At 68.5% G+C, this 20,779-nt stretch carries 22 protein-coding genes; 7 read left to right on the forward strand and 15 right to left on the reverse strand.

Annotation, left to right across the window (positions count from 1 at the left end; translation table 11 throughout):
• Positions 1–87: 87 nt before the first annotated feature.
• Positions 88–402, reverse strand: a complete 315-nt coding sequence (locus tag E0W80_RS11155) for a DUF2277 domain-containing protein (protein WP_131492554.1) — start codon at positions 400–402, stop codon at positions 88–90.
• 150 nt (positions 403–552) lie between these two features.
• Entirely contained in the window at positions 553–2,055 is a 1,503-nt protein-coding gene (gene guaB / locus E0W80_RS11160; RefSeq protein WP_131492556.1) for an IMP dehydrogenase, read from the reverse strand.
• 253 nt (positions 2,056–2,308) lie between these two features.
• On the opposite strand from guaB, the gene E0W80_RS11165 reads away from it, so the two are divergent.
• The 4 genes from E0W80_RS11165 to E0W80_RS11180 are packed head-to-tail and all read left to right on the forward strand — an operon-like array spanning position 2,309 to position 6,391.
• Positions 2,309–3,661 carry a branched-chain amino acid ABC transporter permease gene (locus E0W80_RS11165; RefSeq protein ID WP_227991418.1) on the forward strand — a complete coding sequence of 451 codons (1,353 nt, stop codon included), beginning with the start codon at positions 2,309–2,311 and terminating at the stop codon, positions 3,659–3,661.
• A gap of 3 nt (positions 3,662–3,664) precedes the next feature.
• Positions 3,665–4,642, forward strand: coding sequence for a branched-chain amino acid ABC transporter permease (locus tag E0W80_RS11170; protein ID WP_131492557.1), 978 nt, complete (start codon positions 3,665–3,667; stop codon positions 4,640–4,642).
• Positions 4,632–5,627, forward strand: a complete 996-nt coding sequence (locus E0W80_RS11175; RefSeq protein ID WP_052193800.1) for an ABC transporter ATP-binding protein — start codon at positions 4,632–4,634, stop codon at positions 5,625–5,627. The genes E0W80_RS11170 and E0W80_RS11175 overlap by 11 nt, the downstream gene beginning before the upstream one ends.
• Positions 5,624–6,391 (forward strand): ABC transporter ATP-binding protein, encoded by a 768-nt coding sequence (locus tag E0W80_RS11180; RefSeq protein WP_047524167.1) that lies wholly within the window; start codon positions 5,624–5,626, stop codon positions 6,389–6,391. Before E0W80_RS11175 ends, E0W80_RS11180 begins: the two co-directional genes overlap by 4 nt.
• A 121-nt stretch (positions 6,392–6,512) precedes the next feature.
• Here the strand turns inward: E0W80_RS11180 and E0W80_RS11185 are convergent, their stop codons facing one another.
• The 3 genes from E0W80_RS11185 to groES all read right to left on the reverse strand — a co-directional run bounded on the left by E0W80_RS11185 (position 6,513) and on the right by groES (position 9,250).
• A complete protein-coding gene (locus E0W80_RS11185; RefSeq protein ID WP_131492558.1) occupies positions 6,513–7,766 on the reverse strand; it encodes an ABC transporter substrate-binding protein in 1,254 nt (417 codons plus the stop codon).
• A 144-nt stretch (positions 7,767–7,910) separates the two neighbouring features.
• A complete protein-coding gene (gene rarD, locus E0W80_RS11190; protein WP_131492560.1) occupies positions 7,911–8,843 on the reverse strand; it encodes an EamA family transporter RarD in 933 nt (310 codons plus the stop codon).
• A gap of 110 nt (positions 8,844–8,953) precedes the next feature.
• A complete protein-coding gene (gene groES / locus E0W80_RS11195) occupies positions 8,954–9,250 on the reverse strand; it encodes a co-chaperone GroES (protein WP_047524164.1) in 297 nt (98 codons plus the stop codon).
• Between the two features lie 163 nt (positions 9,251–9,413).
• Here groES and E0W80_RS11200 point away from each other — a divergent pair, with 163 nt between their 5' ends.
• Entirely contained in the window at positions 9,414–10,625 is a 1,212-nt protein-coding gene (locus E0W80_RS11200; protein ID WP_131492562.1) for a class I SAM-dependent methyltransferase, read from the forward strand.
• A 7-nt stretch (positions 10,626–10,632) separates the two neighbouring features.
• Here the strand turns inward: E0W80_RS11200 and E0W80_RS11205 are convergent, their stop codons facing one another.
• From E0W80_RS11205 to E0W80_RS11250, 10 genes are read right to left on the reverse strand one after another with little or no spacing between them, the layout of a single operon-like run.
• Positions 10,633–11,808 carry a hypothetical protein gene (locus E0W80_RS11205; RefSeq protein WP_131492564.1) on the reverse strand — a complete coding sequence of 392 codons (1,176 nt, stop codon included), beginning with the start codon at positions 11,806–11,808 and terminating at the stop codon, positions 10,633–10,635.
• Positions 11,792–12,928: a hypothetical protein gene (locus tag E0W80_RS11210; RefSeq protein WP_131492566.1), complete on the reverse strand. Its 1,137-nt coding sequence runs from the start codon at positions 12,926–12,928 to the stop codon at positions 11,792–11,794. The genes E0W80_RS11205 and E0W80_RS11210 overlap by 17 nt, the downstream gene beginning before the upstream one ends.
• Before the next feature lie 4 nt (positions 12,929–12,932).
• Positions 12,933–13,421, reverse strand: coding sequence for a hypothetical protein (locus E0W80_RS11215; RefSeq protein ID WP_131492568.1), 489 nt, complete (start codon positions 13,419–13,421; stop codon positions 12,933–12,935).
• A complete protein-coding gene (gene tsaD / locus E0W80_RS11220) occupies positions 13,418–14,485 on the reverse strand; it encodes a tRNA (adenosine(37)-N6)-threonylcarbamoyltransferase complex transferase subunit TsaD (RefSeq protein WP_047524159.1) in 1,068 nt (355 codons plus the stop codon). Before tsaD ends, E0W80_RS11215 begins: the two co-directional genes overlap by 4 nt.
• Positions 14,482–14,970, reverse strand: coding sequence for a ribosomal protein S18-alanine N-acetyltransferase (gene rimI / locus E0W80_RS11225; RefSeq protein ID WP_131492569.1), 489 nt, complete (start codon positions 14,968–14,970; stop codon positions 14,482–14,484). Before rimI ends, tsaD begins: the two co-directional genes overlap by 4 nt.
• Entirely contained in the window at positions 14,967–15,584 is a 618-nt protein-coding gene (gene tsaB, locus E0W80_RS11230; protein ID WP_131492571.1) for a tRNA (adenosine(37)-N6)-threonylcarbamoyltransferase complex dimerization subunit type 1 TsaB, read from the reverse strand. Before tsaB ends, rimI begins: the two co-directional genes overlap by 4 nt.
• A 60-nt stretch (positions 15,585–15,644) precedes the next feature.
• Positions 15,645–16,016 (reverse strand): flagellar assembly protein FliW, encoded by a 372-nt coding sequence (locus tag E0W80_RS11235; protein WP_131492573.1) that lies wholly within the window; start codon positions 16,014–16,016, stop codon positions 15,645–15,647.
• The gene (gene flgL, locus E0W80_RS11240; protein ID WP_047524155.1) at positions 16,013–16,894 is read right to left on the reverse strand and encodes a flagellar hook-associated protein FlgL; all 882 of its coding nucleotides are present in this window, start codon (positions 16,892–16,894) and stop codon (positions 16,013–16,015) included. The genes E0W80_RS11235 and flgL overlap by 4 nt, the downstream gene beginning before the upstream one ends.
• 13 nt (positions 16,895–16,907) lie before the next feature.
• Entirely contained in the window at positions 16,908–18,317 is a 1,410-nt protein-coding gene (gene flgK, locus E0W80_RS11245; RefSeq protein ID WP_131492575.1) for a flagellar hook-associated protein FlgK, read from the reverse strand.
• A 13-nt stretch (positions 18,318–18,330) separates the two neighbouring features.
• Positions 18,331–18,813, reverse strand: a complete 483-nt coding sequence (locus tag E0W80_RS11250) for a flagellar protein FlgN (RefSeq protein WP_047524153.1) — start codon at positions 18,811–18,813, stop codon at positions 18,331–18,333.
• Positions 18,814–19,009: 196 nt separating this feature from the next.
• Between E0W80_RS11250 and E0W80_RS11255 the strand changes: the two genes are divergently transcribed.
• Together E0W80_RS11255 and E0W80_RS11260 are read left to right on the forward strand one after the other, a co-directional pair.
• On the forward strand, positions 19,010–19,810 hold the full coding sequence (locus tag E0W80_RS11255) for a sigma-70 family RNA polymerase sigma factor (RefSeq protein WP_131492577.1): 801 nt from the start codon (positions 19,010–19,012) through the stop codon (positions 19,808–19,810).
• Between the two features lie 109 nt (positions 19,811–19,919).
• On the forward strand, positions 19,920–20,750 hold the full coding sequence (locus E0W80_RS11260; protein WP_047524151.1) for a flagellin: 831 nt from the start codon (positions 19,920–19,922) through the stop codon (positions 20,748–20,750).
• Positions 20,751–20,779 lie beyond the last annotated feature (29 nt).

The following is a 20,779-nucleotide window of genomic DNA, read 5'->3' on the forward strand; positions in this document are numbered from 1 at the left end:
GGTGCCTTCATCACCGGAACCGCCGGGAAAGTCGAGCGGGGTATGTCGATTCTGGCATACACCACCGCCTTCCCTGCGGCTTCGTTCTCACGAGGCCGCACGTGCCGCGCGCTTCTCCTGCTGATACACCCGGATCGCCTCGTAGCGCTCTGCGGACCGAGCCCGACGCTTGGCCGCCTCCTCGTCGCGGTTCTTCGGGGGCGCCGTCGTGACGAGCTCGTCCAGGAGCACCCGGGTCGCCTGTGCGATCTCGGCGACAGCGTGATCGAACACGGCTCGATTGGCACGGGACGGTGCCGTCGTCCCGGCGATCTTGCGCACGAACTGCAGGGCTGCGTCGTGGCACTCGTCGTCGGTCGCGGCAGGCTCGAGGTTGTTGAGCGGGACGATGTTTCGGCACATACCCGCACGCTACGCCTGGGGCCGCGTCGGCGGAAGAGTCCGTGCGACCGTGCCGCGTCCGGAGGGGATGGTGCGGGCGTCGACGGCGGGTACACCACGACGAGGAGGGACCGAATACCGCGGTATCCGGTCCCTCCTCGTCTGCAGGGGTTACTTCTTGTAGTTCGGTGCCTCGACCACGATCTGCACGTCGTGCGGGTGCGACTCCTTGAGCCCCGCCGAGGTGATGCGGACGAACTTGCCCCGCGTCTTGAGCTCTTCGATGGTGCGCGCGCCGACGTAGAACATCGACTGCCGGAGACCTCCGACCAGCTGATAGGCCACGGCGGCGAGCGGCCCGCGATACGGGACCTGCCCTTCGATGCCCTCCGGGATCAGCTTGTCGTCGCTCGGGACGTCGGCCTGGAAGTAGCGGTCCTTGGAGTACGAGGTCTGCTTGCCGCGCGTCTGCATCGCACCCAGCGAGCCCATGCCGCGATACTGCTTGAACTGCTTGCCCGATTGGAAGACGATCTCGCCGGGCGACTCGTCGGTGCCGGCCAGGAGCGAACCGAGCATCACCGCATCGGCGCCGGCAACGAGGGCCTTCGCGATGTCGCCCGAGTACTGCAGACCACCATCGGCGATCACCGGGACACCGGCGGGACGAGCGGCGAGCGACGCCTCGTAGACGGCCGTGACCTGGGGCACGCCTACACCCGCGACGACGCGCGTGGTGCAGATGGATCCGGGTCCGACGCCGACCTTCACCGCGTCAACGCCGGCGTCGACCAGCGCCTGCGCACCTTCCCGGGTCGCCACGTTCCCCCCGATGACGTCGATGTGCTCGAACGATGTGTCGGCCTTCAGACGGCGGACGAGGTCGATCACGCCCTGGGACTGTCCGTTGGCGGTATCGACGACCAGCACGTCGACCCCCGCGTCACGCAGCGCCTCCGCGCGCTCCCACGCGTCTCCGAAGAAGCCGATGGCCGCACCGACGCGGAGTCGCCCCTGGTCGTCCTTGGTCGCGAGCGGGTACTTCTCGCTCTTGTCGAAGTCCTTGATGGTGATCAGCCCTGCGAGCTTGCCGTCGCCATCGATCAGCGGCAGCTTCTCGACACGGTGCTTGGCGAACAGGGCGATGACCTCGCCGGCGGCGACGCCGACCGGAGCGGTCACGAGGTTCTCCCGCGTCATGACGTCTTTGACGAACGTGCTCTGACGCTCGAAGCCGGAGACGAAGCGCATGTCGCGGTTGGTGATGATGCCGACGAGCTTGCCCTCGTCGTCCACGACGGGGAGACCCGAGATGCGGTACTTCGCGCACAGGTTGTCGACCTCTTCGACCGTGGCGTCCTGCGTGGTCGTGATGGGGTCGGTGATCATGCCCGACTCGCTGCGCTTGACGCGGTCGACGTGCGCGGCCTGATCCGCGATGGAGAGGTTGCGGTGGAGGATGCCGATGCCGCCCTCACGCGCCATCGCGATCGCCATGCGCGACTCCGTCACGGTGTCCATCGCGCTCGACAGCAGCGGGGTGGCGACCGAGATGCGCCGCGTGATCCGCGACGAGGTGTCCGCCTCGCTGGGGATCACGTCGGTGTGCCCAGGCAGGAGCAGCACGTCATCGTACGTCAGTCCGACGAAGCCGAAGGGATCGTGCTGTTCCATGGATTCTCCTTCTGCGCGTGTCGCGCATGTCCGAGTGCGAGGGGGTGGTCGACGTCGGCCGTTCGCGGGGCAGCGGCCCGTATGAAGATTCTAAGCGAGACACGCCCGAGAACATTCCCAGATCCCCGTCGTTACCGGACCGTTGGCCCCGACGGTAGGTGATTCGCCGATCGCGCATTACGCTCAAGTGCGTCGTCCATCCCCGCGGTCGAACCCGACGCCGCGGAGACACAGCACTCAAAGTGGAGGTTGCGTGGGACCCACAACAATCGCCGTGCATCGAAAGCGCCCCTGGCTGGTCGCCTTCCTCGGTATCCTCATGGCGCTCAGCGCCGTCTTGCTCCTGCCCCCTTCATCGGCCTCGGCCGAGACGACGGACGACGGACAGGAGATCACCGACTTCTACTTCGCCGGCGTCGTCACCAACGCGGACGAGCCCGTCGAAGGCGTCGTCATGTCCATCGAGGGCAACGGCTTCGAGGCCGAGACCGAGACCGACGCCGAGGGCAAGTGGCGCCTGTACGTGCCCGAGAAGGAGACGTACACCCTCACGGTCGACGAATCCACGCTTCCGGACGGAGTGATCGTCGACGCGACCCAGCTCCCCGAAGGCATCCAGCCCGTGTCGGGGACGACGGCCTCGTTCGAACTCGAATTCGGCCTCACCGGGACCAAGATCGTCAACTTCTTCCTCGGTGCCGGCGAACGGGTGACGGTCTCGTTCCTCGATCAGCTCCTCTCGCGCATGGTGGGCGGACTGAACTTCGGTCTCCTGCTCGGCCTCGCCTCGATGGGCGCCGCGCTGATCTACGGGACCACCCGCCTGTCGAACTTCGCCCACGGTGAGATGGTCACGTGGGGCGCGGTGGTCATGCTGCTCTTCACCACGTTCTGGAACCTTCCGCCCTGGCTCGGCATCCTCGCCGCGGTCGTGGGCGGTGCGGCACTCGGCTGGGCCCTGGATGCGGGGATCTGGAAGCCTCTGCGCCGCCGAGGCCTGGGTGTCGTCCAACTGATGATCGTGAGCATCGGCCTCTCCCTCGCCCTGCGCTACGGCATGCAGTACATGATCGGCGGGAGCACCTACCAGCTGCCGGGCGCGAGTCCCGAGCCGATCAAGCTCGGGCCCATCTCGCTCTCCTACATCGACATGATCGCGATGGCGACGAGCATCATCGTGATCCTCGGCGTGGCCTTCTTCCTCACCAGGACCCGCACCGGAAAGGCGACCCGAGCGATCTCGGACAACCCGCAGCTGGCCGCCGCATCGGGCATCGACGTCGACAAGGTGATCCGCACGGTGTGGATCCTGGCCGGCACGCTCGCGGCGATCTCCGGCATCCTGTGGGCGTACTTCCGCCCCGGGGTCAAGTGGGACATGGGCATGCAGATGCTGCTGCTGATGTTCTGTGCGATCACGCTCGGCGGTCTCGGCTCCGCGATCGGCGCCCTGATCGGCTCGATCATCGTCGGCCTCGCGGTCGAGGTGTCGACCTTGTTCGGCGTACCGACAGACCTCAAGTACGCGACAGCACTGGTCGCACTGATCGTGATCCTGCTGGTGCGACCGCAGGGCATCCTCGGGCGCAAGGAAAGGTTGGGCTGACGCATGGACTTCGGCAGTATTTTCGGCAACACCGCCTCCTATCTCTTCAGCCCGACGACGATCGCCTACGCGCTCGCGGCAACGGGCCTCGCCGTGCACTTCGGATACACCGGACTGCTCAACTTCGGCATGGCGGCCTTCATGGCCATCGGCGCCTACGGCTATGCGATCTCGATCCTGACGTTCGGCTTCCCCTGGTGGGCGGCGCTTCTGGTCGGCCTGCTCGGCGGGGCGGTGTTCGCTCTCGTGCTCGGTATCCCCACCCTCCGTCTGCGCGCCGACTATCTGGCCATCGCGACCATCGCGACCGCCGAGGTGGTGCGCCTGTTGTTCGTGACCGAGCTGTTCAAGGACTGGACGAACTCGGCGGGCGGACTCTCGGGCTATCACCAGAGCTTCCGCGATGCGAACCCGTTCCCTCCCGGCACCTACGGCTTCGGACCGTGGACCTACAACGCGACGGACCTCTGGGTCCGAGTCGTCGGTCTGATCAGCCTCGCGGTCGCGGTGCTCGTGGTGTGGGCGCTCATGCGCAGCCCGTGGGGTCGTGTGCTCAAGGGCATCCGCGAGGATGAGGACGCGGTGCGCTCGCTCGGCAAGAACGTCTTCGCCTACAAGATGCAGGCCCTCGTGGTGGGTGGCGTGATCGGTGCCCTCGGCGGCGTCGTGTTCATCCTGCCGTCCGCGGTGATCCCCGGCAGCTACTCCACGTCGCTGACGTTCTTCCTGTGGACGATCCTCCTCCTCGGAGGTGCGGCGACCGTGCTCGGACCCACACTCGGCGCCGTGCTGTTCTGGGTGGTGTTCGCCTTCCTCGGCGCGCTCCTCCCCGCGATGGCGAACGCCGGCTACCTCCCGATGTCCAGCGCGCAAGCCGACGTCGTGCGGTACATCGTGATCGGTGTCGTGCTGATGCTGATCGTCATTTTCCGCCCCCAGGGCATCCTCGGAAACAAGAGGGAGATGACCTTTGTCAAGTAACGACGACGCGGCGGTCACGCCCGCGAAGACCACACCCCGCGCCAAGACCGGCGGTCTCGCCGCCGGTCCCGCAGCCCCCGGGGTCAAGAAGGTCGACCCGATCCTCATCGCCGATGCCGTGGAGCGCCGCTTCGGCGGCCTCACCGCGGTCGACGTCGATCACCTGGAGATCCCTCGCGGGGCGATCACCGCCCTGATCGGTCCGAACGGTGCCGGGAAGACGACCCTGTTCAACCTGCTGTGCGGCTTCGACAAGCCGAACGCCGGCACCTGGTCGTTCGACGGCAAGAACCTCTCGGGCATCCCCTCCTTCAAGGTCGCGAGGATGGGACAGGTGCGCACGTTCCAGCTGACCAAGTCGCTGTCGCTGCTCACCGTGCTCGAGAACATGAAACTCGGCGCGAAGGACCAGCGCGGCGAAGGGTTCTGGGCGGGCTTGTTCCCCTTCCTCTGGCGCACGCAGGACCAGGAGATCGAGGCGCGCGCGCACGAACTCCTCACCCGCTTCAAGCTCGATGCCAAGGAGCAGGACTTCGCGGCATCGCTCTCGGGCGGTCAGCGCAAGCTCCTCGAGATGGCCCGCGCCCTCATGAGCGATCCGACCCTGGTCATGCTCGATGAGCCGATGGCCGGCGTCAATCCCGCCCTCACGCAGTCCTTGCTCGAGCACATCCTCGACCTCAAGGAGCAGGGGATGACCGTGCTGTTCGTCGAGCACGACATGCACATGGTCCGGCACATCGCCGACTGGGTGGTCGTGATGGCCGAGGGGCGGGTCGTGGCCGAGGGGCCGCCCGACCAGGTCATGGAGGACCCCGCCGTCGTGGACGCCTACCTCGGGGCGCACCAGGATCTCGATCTCGGTGCCGTCACCGGTCGCCTCCCCGTGATCTCGGAGGAGGACGCGATCCGCATCCGGGAGAAGATCGAGACCGAGGTCGAGGCCGAAGAAGAGGCCGAGGACATCGAGGAGAAGAAGTCATGACCGACGCCCCCGTCGAACGCAACGAGATCAAGAACGACGACGTCATCGTCGAGCTGACCGATGTGCACGCCGGCTACCTGCCGGGAGTGAACATCCTCAACGGAGCCAACCTCGTGGCCCACAAGGGTGAGTTGATCGGCATCATCGGACCGAACGGCGCCGGCAAGTCCACCCTGCTCAAGGCGATCTTCGGCATGGTCGAGATCCGCTCGGGCGACGTCACGGTGAAGGGCGAGAGCATCGTGGGCCTCAAGGCCGACAAGCTCGTCCGCCGTGGTGTGGCTTTCGTGCCGCAGACGAACAACGTGTTCCCGTCGCTCACGATCCAGGAGAACCTGGAGATGGGGCTTTACCAGAACCCGAAGATCTTCGCCGAGCGCCTCGAGTTCGTGAGCAGCATCTTCGCCGAGCTCGGCAAGCGCCTGAAGCAGCGCGCCGGATCGCTCTCGGGCGGTGAGCGGCAGATGGTCGCGATGTCCCGGGCGCTCATGATGGACCCCTCCGTGCTGCTGCTCGACGAGCCGTCGGCCGGCCTCTCCCCCGTGCGGCAGGACGATGCCTTCATCCGGGTCTCCGACATCAACAAGGCCGGCGTGACGACGATCATGGTGGAGCAGAACGCCCGGCGCTGCCTGCAGATCTGCGACCGCGGTTACGTGCTCGATCAGGGCAAGGATGCCTACGAGGGTTCCGGTCGCGAGCTGTTGAACGATCCGAAGGTCATCGGCCTCTACCTGGGGACGCTCGGGACCGACGCCGCCTGACGTTCCGGTCGCGAAAAGGCTCGGTATCCGCGTGGATACCGAGCCTTTTTGCGACCGGAGCAGGGTGACCGCACAGAAGAAGGCCCCGGATGGCGTGCATCCGGGGCCTTCCTGTGCGCGATTACTTGATGCGCGAGGTGACGTTGTCGGCGTCGAACTCGTAGACGCCGATCGCGGCGCCCTTCGGGTCGTTGTTCTCGTCGAACGTGATGTCGCCGGAGAGGCCGTCGTAGTCCGCGGTGCCGCCGCCGTTGATGATGTCGGCGCACTCCGCGAACGTGGAGCACTTCTCGCCATCGCCGTCGCCACCGGAGACGGTGCGCATCTGCTCCGCCATGTCCGCACCCTCGACCGAGCCGGCGGCCAGAGCCGACAGCGCCATCAGGACCACGGCGTCGTACGCCTCGGCGGAGTACGTCACGGCGTCGATCGGGTCGTTGCCGTCAGCCGTCCAGACCTCGTTCAGCTGGTCGAGGAAGTCCTGCGGCAGCTCGGCGCCGGCGCGGGTGCCCTTCGAGCCCTCGAGGCTGACCGGGATGTCGGTGCCCCAGTCCTTGAGGTTGCCGTCGACGAGGTACAGCGACCCGGTGTCGACCCCGGCGTTGCCGAGGAGCGGCGCGATGGTCGCGAACTGGTCGTACGACACGACGGCCACGGCGTCGGGGTTCGCCGCAGCGATCTCCGAGACCTGCGCGTTGAACTGGCCGTCACCCTGGTTGTAGGACGCATCCGCGACGACCTCGCCGCCGGTGCTCTCGAACGTCGCCTTGATGGCTTCGAAGAGACCGGTGCCGTACGGGTCGTTCTGGTAGATGATGCCGAGCGTCTTGTGACCGTCCTCGGCGATCTCGTTGCCGAGGACCTCGCCCTGGAGGTTGTCGCTCGGTGCCGTGCGGAAGTACAGCGGGTTGATGCCCGTGAAGTCCGGGGACGTGTTCGACGGCGAGACGGTGAGGATGCCCGCACCGGCGTTGCCGTCGAGGATGAGCTTGGTGACGCTCGACGATGCGGCACCGACCATGGCCGTGATGCCGGCGTTCTGCAGGTTGGTGATCGAGGTCTCATACGCCTTGTTGTCGAGGTCGCCCTCGTCGGCGGTGGTGAGGTCGATGGTCACGCCGGCGTCAGCCTCGTTGATCTGGTTGACGGCCAGCTGGACACCGGCCTCCATCGGAGCGCCGAGGAACGCGAGCGAACCGGTCGCGGGCAGGAGCGAGCCGAGCTTGAGCGTCAGATCGACGGCCGGCTTCTCACCACCCTCGCTCGGCTCGGCGTTCGGCGTGCTGCTGCAGCCGGCGACGACGATGGCGGATGCGCTGATCAAAGCGATCCCGGCGAAGACCTTCGCGGTGCGCGAGCCCTTCAGTGCGTTCATGATGCTCCCTTGCGTAACTGAACGTGGATTGTGACCACAGGCGGGTGCTCTAACACTAGGCCGTGATACCCGCGTGCAGGGATCGCAAGTATCTCGGTGCGTTAACGATCCGAGACCGGGTTCGGGCGGAGAAGAGACCCGGGTTCAGACGAGTTCGGTCGCAGCGATCCGACGGCCGCGGCGCCCGGCGAGCAGCAGATCGACGAGGAACACGGCGATGGCGATCCAGACGAGGATGAATCCCGCCCAGCGCTCCGGCGGCATCGGCTCTTTCAGGACGACGGCGCCGATGAGGAACTGCATCACCGGGGTGATGAACTGGATCATGCCGATCACCGTGAGGTTGATCCGCCGGGTTCCCGCGGCGAACAACAGCAGCGGTACCGCCGTCGCGACTCCCGCGAGCGCCAGCAGCAGAGCGTGCACCCCTCCGTTCGCGCCCATCGTGATGCCCGCCGGCGTCATCGACACCACGATCAGCTGCGCGACGGCGATCGGGATCAGCCAGAACGACTCGAGGGTGAGCCCGCTGACGGCATCGACCGCCGGACCGATCTTCTTCTTGATGAGTCCGTAGATACCGAAGGATGCGGTCAGCGAGAGCGCGATCCACGGGAAGGCACGGTAGGCCACGATGATCACGACGACGGCGATCGCGGCGATGGCGATCGCGGCCCACTGCAGCCGGCGGATGCGTTCCTTCAAGACGAAGACCCCGAGCAGCACCGTGGTGATCGGATTGATGAAGTAGCCCAGGCTCGTCTCGATCACGTTGTCGCTGAGGGTTCCGATCAGGAACACCTGCCAGTTGACGTAGATCAGGAGCCCGGCGAGCGCCGTCCAGCCGAGCAGGCGGGGCTGCCGGAGGATCGCTCGGAACGCGGCCCACCCGCGGGTGACGGTGAGCAGCAGGAGGCAGAACACGAACGACAGCAGCACCCGCCAGGCGACGACCTCCCACGGCCCGGTCGGTGCGAGCAGGAGGAAGTAGAGCGGAAGCACGCCCCAAAGCAGGTAGGCGGCTCCGGCGTACGCGACCCCCGCGGTCCGGGTGGCGCGGGTCGTCTCAGGGGTCACCGCACAACACTAGCGCCGGGAATGCAGAAGGGGCCCGGATGCCGAAGCATCCGGGCCCCTTCGAGGACCTCGACCCTGCCCCTCGGAGGGGCCGGATCAGGTTCCGCAGATCAGCGGACGACGACCGCCAGGACGTCGCGAGCGGACAGGACGAGGAACTCGTCTGCACCGAACTTCACCTCGGTGCCGCCGTACTTGCTGTAGAGCACGCGGTCGCCGACGGCGACGTCGATCGGAACACGGTTGCCGTTGTCATCGATACGGCCGGGGCCGACCGCCACGACCTCGCCCTCCTGGGGCTTCTCCTTGGCGGTGTCGGGGATGACCAGGCCACTCGCGGTGGTCTGCTCGGCCTCGACCTGCTTGATGACGATCCGGTCCTCGAGCGGCTTGATGGAAACCGACACGGTCTACCTCTTCTTTCTTGACGCTGACACGAAAGACTTGTTCGCACTCTCAACCCGAGAGTGCTAATGCCAGTGTAGGCGGTGTGCTGGCACTCACGCAATGCGAGTGCCAGCACACCCGCTCGACACGGCTCCGCGCGTGGCGGGGAATTAGGCTGAGGGCGTGGAGATGTCCGAGCTGCGCGCCCTGCTGACCCCCGCCGGTCTCGAACTCCTCGACGCGGTCGGGACGGTCGGATCGAGTGTCGACGTCGCTCGCGCGGTCTCGAGGCTGCGCGCCGCCGGTCACTCCCCCGACCTGGTCTCCGCGGTCGTCGGACAGGCTCACCTGCGATCCAAGGCTGCCGCCAAGTTCGGACCGTTCGCCGGACGCATGCTGTTCACCCGGGCGGGCCTGGAGCAGGCCACCAGGCTCGGAGTCGCCGCTCGCCACGCGCAGCGGATCCGCAGCGCGGGATTCACGGCTGTCGCCGACCTCGGCTGCGGGATCGGCGGCGACGCGCTGGCTTTCACCGGCGCCGGGCTCGACGTGCTGGCGGTCGACGCCGATGAGGTCACCGCCGCGATCGCCGCCTACAACCTCGCGCCGTTCGGTGACGGCGCAGTGGTGCGCCATGACACCGCCGAAGACGCCTTCGAGACGATGCCCGCCGCCGACGACCGGGCGATCTGGATGGATCCCGCCCGACGCACCTCCGGTCACGGGGAGACGCGGCGCGTGTCGGCCGACGACTACTCCCCCTCCCTCGACTGGGCGTTCGACGTCGCACGCCGCGTGTCCACGGGCATCAAGCTCGGCCCCGCGCACGACCGAGATGCGCTGCCCGCCGACGCGGAGTCGCAGTGGGTGAGTGCCGACGGCAGTGTCGTCGAGCTCGTGGTGTGGAGCGGCGCCCTCGCCCGTGAGGGGGTTCGCCGCGCGGCCCTGGTGATCCGCGACGACCGGTCTCACGAGCTCACCGCACCCGCAGATGCCGTCGATGAGCCGGTGCGTGAGCTCGGCGCCTTCCTGCACGAACCCGACGGTGCCGTCATCCGTGCGCGTCTGATCGGCGATGTGGCCAGGAGCCTCGACGCCGGGATGCTCGACGAGCACATCGCCTACCTGACCTCCGATTCGGCGCTGACGAGCCCCTTCGTGCAGTCCTTCCGCGTGCGCGAGACGATGCCGGCGAACCCCAAGGCGATCAGCACAGCGCTGAAGGCGCACGGCATCGGCCGACTCGAGATCAAGAAGCGTGGGGTCGACGTCGACCCGGCGGCCTTCCGCAAGAAGCTCACGCTGCGGGGAGACCAGGAGGCGACGCTGATCCTCGCCCGCATCGGCGATCGACGCGTGGCGATCCTCGCCGACCGGGTCTCCGCCGCGAGCTGATCCGTTTTCAGCTGCCGGTTCCCGCCCCCGGCGGTGCGATCTCGATCGGGTCTCCGGGTGGCGCCTCGACGAAGAACGACTCGCCCGGCGGGACGGTGGCGACGGGCACGCCCTCGGCGACCACCAGATACGCGTTCTGCTGCCCCGTGAACCTCAGCTCGAGCGCCGTGATCGTCGCCCTGCCGTCGCGCGTGTCGTCGTCGACGACCTGCGTGGCGAGCCCTCCTTCCACCGCCGTCTCGAACGGTACGCACGCCATGGGTCCGCCCGCGTCGACGATCAGGCACCTGTCCGTCGTGCCCTGCGCCGAGAGGCGGTCGGCGAGCCAGACCGGCTCCCCCCGGAACATGGTGATCAATGAGAGCCCGAAGCCGAAGCCGTCCGCTGCCAGCTCCTCGGCGCGATCGCGCACCTCTTCCGGGAACTCCGCCGCCAGCGACGACGGTCCGCCCCAGCGCTGGATCCCCACCATCGGCTCACCGTCGACCGACAGGCGCAACGTGGCGATGACCGTCTCCACGCCGAAGGCCCCGTCGCCGGAAGACTCCTCACCGATCGTCCCGTCCGCTTCCACGGGGAGAACCGCGGTCAACCCGTTGTCGACCTCGTCGACGGGGAGGCAGTCCGTCTGCTCCCGACCGCTCACATCGAGGACCATGCAGCTCAGGGCGCCGTCCTCCCTGGTCGCGTACCAGACCAGGGCGTCGTCCGACTCGGCGATCGCACGGACGGAGCCGGGATCGAACGTCGAGGCCGAGAGTTCGGCGCGTCGCTGCTGCTGCTCTCCGGTCAGGGGAATACTCGCGACCCGCGGCGAGAACAGTGCCCAGCCGGCTCCGATGCCGACCGCGAGCACGACGGCGACCCCCGCGATCGCAGCCACGACGTGCTGCCGCAGCGCGCCCCGGCGAGGCACGGGTTCGTCGCTGACGGCAGGCGCGACCGGCACGGAAGGTTCGACCGACGCGTCCGCAGGCGCTTCTTCCGCAGCGGGATCCTCGTCGTCCGCCGAGGGATCTGCACCGGCTTCGTCGACTGCCGACGGCGGGGACTCGATCGGAGAGCGGCGTTGCTCCTCCAGCTCGCGCAGGCGCTCGGCCTCCCCCTCCGTCAGCCGTGTCCCGCGGCCGTAGGCCCGCTGCTGCAGCGCCCGAAGCTCCTCGGCGTCAGTCCTCGGCTGCACCGGCGGCGTCCGCTTCGTGGGTGATGACGAGGTAGCCGGCGCCCGTGCTCGAGGCCAGTTCGAAGTGCGTGACGGCACCGGAATCGGCGTCGACGACGTTGAGGACCAGACTCGCCCCCTGCTCCTGCATCGTCTCGGGATCGAGGCACGTCTGCGGGGAATCGTCGGTGGATCCGTCGTAGATCAAACAGGAGTTCTGCGAGTCACGCTCCACGGCGGTCCAGAGCGGGACGTCGCCGTCGTAGCCGACCACCCAGAGGGAACCGGCGTCGAAGCCCTCGCGCGTCAGTCGCGCCGCGGTCTGCGACTCCTCCTCGTTCGCATACGTGATCCCCGTCTGCGTCGGATCGTAGTCGTACGAGTTCACCGCGACGGCAGGCTCACCCGACGCGGTGAAGAGCATCTGCGCGCTGATCTGCCGCTGCAGGTCTTCTTCGGAGCGCACCGTGATCGAACCGTAGATGCCCTGCGCGGACACGGACTCCGTCTCGTCGCAGTTGGGCAGGGTCACATCGCCCGTGCTCAGGATCAGACACGTGCGCTCGCGACCGTCCTTCGTCGCGGTCCAGATGACCGCTCCCTCCTCCACTCCGAGCGCACGGACCGAGCCGGGATCGTAGTCCCCACCCGCGACGAGGTCGTCCTCCCACTGCTGCTGCTCAGGGGACAGCGCGACGGGTGCGTCGTGGGACCGACCGAAGGCGAGCCACCCCACGCCCAACCCGACCAGGAGTACGGCCACGGTGGCGAAGGCGACCGGTCGCCAGTGCGATCGCGTCACGGCGAGCAACGACCGTAGGGACGATCCCGGTGAGGCGTGTGCCTCCGCGATCGGCTCGGACATCTCGCCTCCCGACCGAGCCGCCGTCGAGGGCTCATCGCGGCGCTCACCCGGCGACGGCCCGACGGAGTCCGTCCCATCGACGTGCGGCGCGTGTGGGAGCTGCGCCGGCTCCTCGACCTGCGTCGGCTCCTCGCTCTTCGGCGCAGCGGCCGAGGTCCGCCGGCGGTCCTCGAGTTCGCGGAGCCGCACCGCCTCAGCGGCCGTCAGTGCGGAGTCGCGGCCATAGGCCCGTGCGTGCAGGGAGCGCAGCTCCTCCGATTCCTCGGCGTCGAGCATCCGGTCACCCGAGCTTCTCGAACTGCATGCCCGCCCAGACCAGCCATCCCAGACTGTAGACGGTCGCACAGAGACCCAGCACGAGCGCCCACCGCGCGATCGCCCGACTCTCGACCGGGCGACGCAACGACATGGCCGCGGCGATGACCGCGACGATCGCGACGGGGATCCCCCAGCCGACGAAGAACGAGGCTCCGAGCGCGACGATCGCCGCCAGCAGTGCCCACGGAGCGAGTCGAGTGTCGTCGATGGGCGAGGCATCGTTCGACGGCTCCCACTCCACGTCGTCTCGCGCGTCGATGTCGGGACCGCTCGCGACCACGGGTTCGATGCCGACGGGGCCGGTGGGGAACTTGGCATACCCCTCCCGGCGGGCTCCGGGAAGCCGCGCGGCCGCAGCCGGATGCTGCTCGACCTGCTCGCTCGGGCTCTCGATGCGCGTCGGCGGGGTGGGTGAGGCCTTCGCCTCGGCCGCACCCGAGGTGTCGCTCATGCGGGCGCCCCCTCCGCGATCTGGATCTCGGTCACCGGAAGGGTCGAGTCCGCGCCGAACGTCAAGCGCGACGGCGGACGCCCCGAGGAGATCAGCTCCGACGCCAGGGCCGCGATCATGGCGCCGTTGTCGGTGCACAGCGAGAGAGGGGGAATGCGGACGGTGACGCCGGCCTCGGCGGCACGTCGGAGGGCGACCTCGCGCAGGCGCCGGTTCGCGATCACCCCGCCGCCGAGGAGCAGTCTCGGCACGCCGAGATCCGCGCAGGCGGCGAGCGCCTTGGTCACGAGCACATCGACGACGGCCTCACGGAAGCTCGCGGCGACGTCTGCCACCGGCACCTCGACCCCCTCCGCTTCGCACCGCTCGACCCAGCGGGCCACGGCCGTCTTCAGTCCGGAGAACGAGAAGTCATAGCGATGCTTCGCCAGATCGGAGGCCCGGGAGAGACCACGGGGGAAGCGGATAGCCTCCGGATCGCCATCGGCCGCCGCGCGGTCGATCTCGGGACCACCCGGGTAGGGCAGCGAGAGGAGCCGGGCGACCTTGTCGAAGGCTTCGCCTGCGGCGTCGTCCATGGTCTCGCCGAGCAGTTCGACGTCGGTCGTGAGATCGCGGACGTGCAGCAGCGAGGTGTGCCCACCGGATACCAGCAGGGCGATCGTCGGATACTCGAGCGGTGCGGAGCCGCCGGTCAGGATGTCGGCGGCGATGTGGCCGACGAGGTGATTGACGGCATACAGCGGTTTGTCGATCGAGACAGCGAGGCCCTTCGCCGCGCCCACGCCCACCATCAGCGCGCCCGCGAGACCAGGACCGCTCGTGACGGCCACCGCGTCGAGCTCGTCCAGGCCCACACCCGCTTCGGCGAGCGCCGCATCGATGGCGGGTTGGAGCGCCTCGAGATGCGCCCGGGCCGCGACCTCGGGCACGACGCCGCCGTAGCGGGCGTGCTCGTCCATGCTCGACGCGATCGTGTTCGACAGCAGGGTGCGCCCGCGGACGATTCCGATGCCGGTCTCGTCGCAGCTCGTCTCGATGCCGAGGACCAGAGGCTCGTTCATGCCGTCGCCTCCTCGGACTGGTCTCGCGCGATCGGGTGGCGGCGCAGGTCCAGGCGCATCACGATCGCGTCCACATCATCCGGCTGATAGTAGCGGGGACGACGGCCGATCTCGGTGAAGCCTTCGGCAAGGTAGAGACCCTCGGCCGCGGGGTTGTCGGCCCTGACCTCGAGGAACACCTCGCCGGCACCGCGCTCCGCCGCGGCGGCGAGCAGCGCACGCAGGAGCGCCCGGCCACGGCCCTGGCCGCGATATCCGCTGAGGAGCGCGATGGTCTGGATATCGGCGTCGGCGCTCCCGCGCAGGGCCCGCACCCCTCCGTAGCCGATCACACTCCCCTCGTGCTCATCGACCAGGTACCGGCCGTGCAGGCTGGCGAGCTCGGACGCCATGGTCTCCCGGCTCCAGGCATCGGTCGGGAAGGAGCGGTTCTCGATCATCATGATCGCGTCGAGGTCGTCGGGCACGGCGTCGCGGAGGGTCACGTCCCCACCTTCTTCGGGGCACCGGGCAGCGTCACATCCGGGTTCCGCAGATAGAGGGGCTCATCGTCCGTCAACACACGGCCGGCGGCGAGGGCGCGCGCGCCGACCCGGGCGAGGTCCCGCGCGGAGAGCGTCGCGACGTCGATGCGTCGGATGCCGTCGAGGTGTGCGTCGGCGTCCGCCGCGCGCACCAGGACCGTCTCGGCGACGACGTGCGGAATCCCGTCGGCGTCGATCCCGTCGAAGACCGTGATCGCGACCTCGCGTCGGCGCGCGTCGGTGACGACGGCGAACGGCCCCGTCTCGGTCTCGGTCGCGGTGAGCGCGGCCGCGAAATGGCTGGGCACCGCGATCACGGGGATGTCGCGTCCGAGCGCGAAGGCTCGTGCCGCGGCGATGCCGATCCGCAGTCCGGTGAACGGTCCGGGTCCCATGCCGGCGACGACGTGGGTCACCGCTCCAGCTCCGGCCTGTCTGAGCACCTCGACCAGCAGGTCGCCGATGATCTCGGCATGGCCGAGCGGGTCGGCTGCACTCGCCTCGGCGCGGAGGTCCCCGTCGGCATCGATGAGGGCCACAGCGGTACCCAGGGAGGTGTCGACGGCGAGGATCACCCTTCCAGATTAGCCGTGGTTCCGCTGGGAGAACGGCCTGGACCGGCCGGGAACGACGGCTCAGCCCAAGGGTGCGCGCAACGGATAGTCCTGGTCCTCGAGGATCACCTGCGACGCGGCCCCCGTCGTACGGTTCACGATCACCGGCGCGAGCAGGTTCACGCTCACGCCCTCCGCCGACGGGTGGGCGACCACGAGGATCAGTGCATCTTCGGCCTCGCGGAGAGCGAGTGCGTCGGCCTGCTCGTCGGTGAGGATCGGCGCGTACTCGCTCAGCACCGTCCGTGGATCGACGAGGTAGAGCCGCAGCTCCGCGTCCTGCACGGCCCGCATCGCGAACAGTCCGTCGGCGCCGTCGACCGGGGCCAGGGCGAAGTCGACATGCGGCGCGAGTCCGGGAGGCGGGGCGAGGAAAGTCAGCGCCGCGGTCATCGGAGGAAGTCCATCAGCGACGGCTGGAGCACCCGCGCGTTCACCGCGAGCGCGGAGCGATACACGAGTTCCTGCGCCTGGAGGCGCACGAGCACTTCGATCGAATCGACGTCCTCGACCGCCGTGCGGCGGGACTCGAGGGACACGGAATTCTGCACTGCCGCCTCCTTGGCGCGTTCGATCTGAGATTGACGGGTGCCCACCGACCCCTGGACCCCGAGCATGGCCGTGCGACGCGCGTCGATCTCCGCGAGTCGCGGTCCGACGTTGGTGCCGGAGCGGAGATCGGCGACGATCCGGTCCACCAACGCGAACACCGAGTCGTCCCCGGTTCCGAAGACGGCGGCGCCATCGGTGTCGACGCGCACAGAGGCACCGTCGGAGACCCGTCGGGTCACCTCCGCGCCCGGTACGCCACTGTGGCTGTAGTCGGCGGCGAAGGCTGCCGTGTCCGACGTTCCCGCGAACACGGAGCGTCCGAGCAGCCGGGTGTTCGCCTGGGCGAAGAGCTCCTCGCGGAGGCCTTCGAGTTCCACGGCCAGTGCTTCCTTGGCCACGGCGTCGAGCGCGCCGTCGTTCGCACCCTGCGCGGTGAGGTCGCGGACCCGCCCGAGCAGTGAGGTGCTCGCGGTGATCGCCCCGTCGGCCGCCGTGACCCAGGCGAGTCCGTCGTCGATGTTGCGCGCGTACTGGTCGTTCCGTCGCTGCTCGGCGTGAAGCGCGAGCGCGGCTGCCGCGGCGGCCGGGTCATCGGACGGCGCGGCGAAGGCACGCTGCGAGGTGGCCTGCTCCTGCAGACGCGCGAGCTCGGAGAGGTTGGACTGCAGCTGCCGCATGGCCGTCTGCGTCATGGCCGAGGAGGTGACTCGAGAGATCATGATGCTCCTTCGATCAGCGTCCGACGAGACCCGTGCGGTTGATGAGCACGTCGAGCGCTTCGTCCACCGCGGTCATCACCCGGGCCGCGGCCTGATAGGCGGTCTGGTAGGTGAGCAGACTGATGGTCTCCTCGTCGCCGTCGACGGCGGCGACGGACTGCTGCGCGCCGACCGCCGCGACCGCGGCCGCGTCGGACACCTTCGCGCGCTGCACATCGGCCGCCGTCGCCACACCGAACCGGGTGACATGGTCGGACCAGAGCGCGTCGGGCGAGGTCGCGCTCCGCCCGATCTGGGAGATCAGGTCGGCGTTGCTCGCGTCCCAGGCACCGGCACCCGGCGCGGCGAGCGCCAGATCCGACGGTGCTGTGATGGCGACGCTCAGCCCGAGTGCGGCGGAACCGGTCGGGGGGATCGTGAAGAAGTCGCCGCCGGGCTGTCCCGACGATGTGACCCCCGCGCGGTGCTGGGTGTTCAGCGTTTCCGCCAGCCGCGTCGCCACCGCGTCGTAGGTGGAAGCGAGCTGCGCGAGCATCCCTCCATCCGCGGCCGGGGCGAGGACGGCGAGCGAACCGCCGAGCTCACCGCCGTCGATCGATGCCGGCAGACCGGGAGCGGACGCCCAGGAGACCGTGAAGCGCTGGCCGGCGTCGATGGTGGCCGGTCCGTCCAGGACGAGATGGCGCGCGTCGGAGCCTGCGACGAGGGCGTTGCCGCCGATGCGCACGGTCATCGTGCCGTCGGTCTCGAGAGTGGCGGCGGCACCCGACATGCGGGCGACGTTCTGCGCGAGCACACTGCGCTGGTCCATGAGCTCGTTCGCCGAGCGCCCCGAGGCCAGCGCGTCACGGATCTCGCCGTTGAGCACGGCGATCTGGTCCGCCGCCGCGTTCACCTGGGTGATCGTACGGTCGGCCGCGGCGCGGGCATCGTTCCACTGTCCGGCGACCGTCCGGTATCCACCCGCGATCTGCGAGGCGAGTTCCTTCGCAGATTCCAGGATGCTGGATGCCGCGGCCCCCGAGTCGGGGGTGTTCGCGAGGTCCTGCCATCCCGACCAGAACTTCGACAGTCGGGCCGCGAGCCCGTTCTCGGTCGGTTCGGCGAGGGAGGCCTCGATCGTGGTGGCGGCGACGGCACGGGTGGACCAGAAGCCGGACGCGGCGAGGGAATCGCGGACGCGGGCATCGAGCAGGGCATCGCCGAGACGGGCCACGCCGTCGATCGACACACCGTGCCCCGGCTGTGCGCCGACGCTGAAGCGGCCGGTCTGAGCGATGGCGGCGATGGCCGAGGTCTGGACACGCTGACGCGTGTACCCCTCGGTCTTCTGGTTCGCGATGTTCTGTCCCACCACGTCCATGCCCCGTCGGGCCGCCGCGAGGCCGCTGGCGGCGGTGTTCAATCCACTGAAGGTCGACATGATCCCCTTCCGGTCACATCTCGGTGTCGATGATGCGCGCAGCGTCGTCGCGAGCGCGATCACCCGTCGTCGTGTACTCCCCGGTGTCGTGTCCCAATGCGGCGATCGTCTCCTGGGTCGCGCGGAGCACTCCGCTGAGCTGTTCCGCGTTGGCGTCGCGCATCTGCTCCACCTCGGCGGCGAGCTTGGTCAGCGCCCGCATATGGTCCGCGAAGACCTCCTGCCACGCACCTTCCGGCGCGTGTGCGATCAGTTCGCGAATCGTCGCGCCTTCGGGAGCCCCCCACTCCTCGGCGACGGTCGCGACCTCTACGGCGCGCGCGAGTCCCGCGCCACGAAGCCTGTCGAGTACCTGATCGATCTCACGCGCGGCAAACTGTATCCATTGGGATCGCCCGGCGGCGAGCAGCAGCTGCTGCTCGTCGAGCTTGAAGAGCAGCATCTCGAGCAGTTCACGCTCTCGCCACAGCTGTATCGATAGTTCGTTGGCTCCCATGATCCCCTTTTCCCCAGTGATCGCCACGCCTCATAACGCGGCCAAAGGTCACTATCGGCTGCCGCGCCCCTAAGGTTACTATGTGGAACGGCGATGGGTAGTTCTCCCCATGTACATATCTCGCTCCTTGTGATATATACATCTGCTCATCTCCTCGGATCTTCCGGAGTGCATCCAGAGAGGTGGATCATCCCCCATGCCTTCGCGCGCTGAGCGCAATCTCCTCATCGAGAGCAACCTCCCCCTGGTCGGATACCTCGCCGCCGAAACCCATTCCCGCGCCACCCACATCCCCCGTGACGAGCTGGCGGCCGTCGGCGCGCTCGCGCTCGTGACCGCGGCCGATGCATTCGATCCTGCCCTGGGCGTCCCCTTCGGCGCCTACGCGCGCCGTCGCATCCTCGGTGCCTTCGCCGACGAGATGCGCTCCATGGACTGGGCGTCGCGCGGCATCCGCAAGCGCATCAAAGAGACGGTCGCCGTCCGCGAGACGCTCACCGCCGGTCTCGGCCGGACCGCGACCCCGACCGAGGTCGCCACAGCCATGGGCGTCACGAAGGACGTCGTCGTCGAAGCACTCGGCGATGCCGCGCGGACTGTGACCACCCTGGACGATCCCGCGGCCCGTGACGTCGCCACCGAGATCCCCCTGCCCGAAGAATCCGCCCTCGTCGGCGAACGCCGCGACATTCTCGAGCAGGCCGTCGCCGCGCTCCCCGAACGTATGCGCCGGATCGTGCAGGCCGTGTACTTCGACGAGCGGCCCGTGAAGGAGATCGCCGAGGAACTGGGGGTGACCCACTCGGCGGTGTCGCAGCAGCGCTCGGAAGCCATCCGGCTCCTCCGCGACGCTCTGGATCGGTACTTCGCCGAGGGCTCGGCGCCGACGACGACCACGCGCGTGTCCGCCGGCGCCCGCGACGCCTATTTCTCGCGGATCGCCGATGCGAGCAGCCCGCGGATCGCGGACATCTTCCGCGAAGCCGCCCCCGCCTGACCCGCGCTTCTCATCGCCCGGCTAACGGGCACGCCACCTCCGCCGATAGGTGTGGGCGGGAGACCACGGATGGTCACCCGCACAACACCATTCACGGAGGAGAACCCTTATGGGTATGCAGATCAACACCAACGTGTCGGCGCTCAACGCCTACCGCAACCTGTCCAACACGCAGAACGACCTGTCGAAGTCGCTCGAGAAGCTGTCGAGCGGCCTGCGGATCAACCGCGCGGCGGACGACGCGGCGGGCCTGGCGATCTCCGAGGGTCTGCGTTCGCAGGTCAACGGCCTGAACGTCGCGGCACGCAACGCCCAGGACGGCATCTCGGTCATCCAGACCGCAGAAGGCGCCCTGACCGAAGTCCACTCGATCCTTCAGCGCGTTCGCGACCTGACCGCTCAGGGTGCGAACGACTCGAACAACGCGAAGTCGCGCGAAGCGATCCAGACCGAGATCGGCGCCCTGGGCGACGAGCTCACCCGGATCGCCGAGAGCACCAACTTCAACGGCATCAAGCTGCTCTCGGGCGGCACGACGCTGACGTTCCAGGTCGGTGCGGGCGCGGTCGCCGCCGAGGACCAGATCTCGGTCGCCCTGACCGACTTCGCCAGCCTCGGCGCCGACATCAAGGGATACGCGGCCACGATGACGGACGCTGCCACCTACGGTGCCGCGCTGGCCGACATCGACACCGAGATCCAGGCGGTCTCGACCGCACGTGCCGGTTACGGTGCGCTGCAGAACCGCTTCGAGTCGACCATCAACAGCCTCAACGTGTCGGCGGAGAACCTCGCCGCCGCCGAGAGCCGGATCCGCGACACCGACATGGCGTCCGAGATGGTCAAGTTCACGTCGGCGAACATCCTGTCGCAGGCGGGCACGGCCATGCTGGCCCAGGCGAACCAGTCCAACCAGGGCGTTCTCCAGCTCCTGCGCTGACCCACGCCGTAGTGTCCGGGCGGCGGTTC

Source organism: Microbacterium sp. PI-1, assembly GCF_004337555.1.
Lineage (GTDB): Bacteria > Actinomycetota > Actinomycetes > Actinomycetales > Microbacteriaceae > Microbacterium > Microbacterium aurugineum.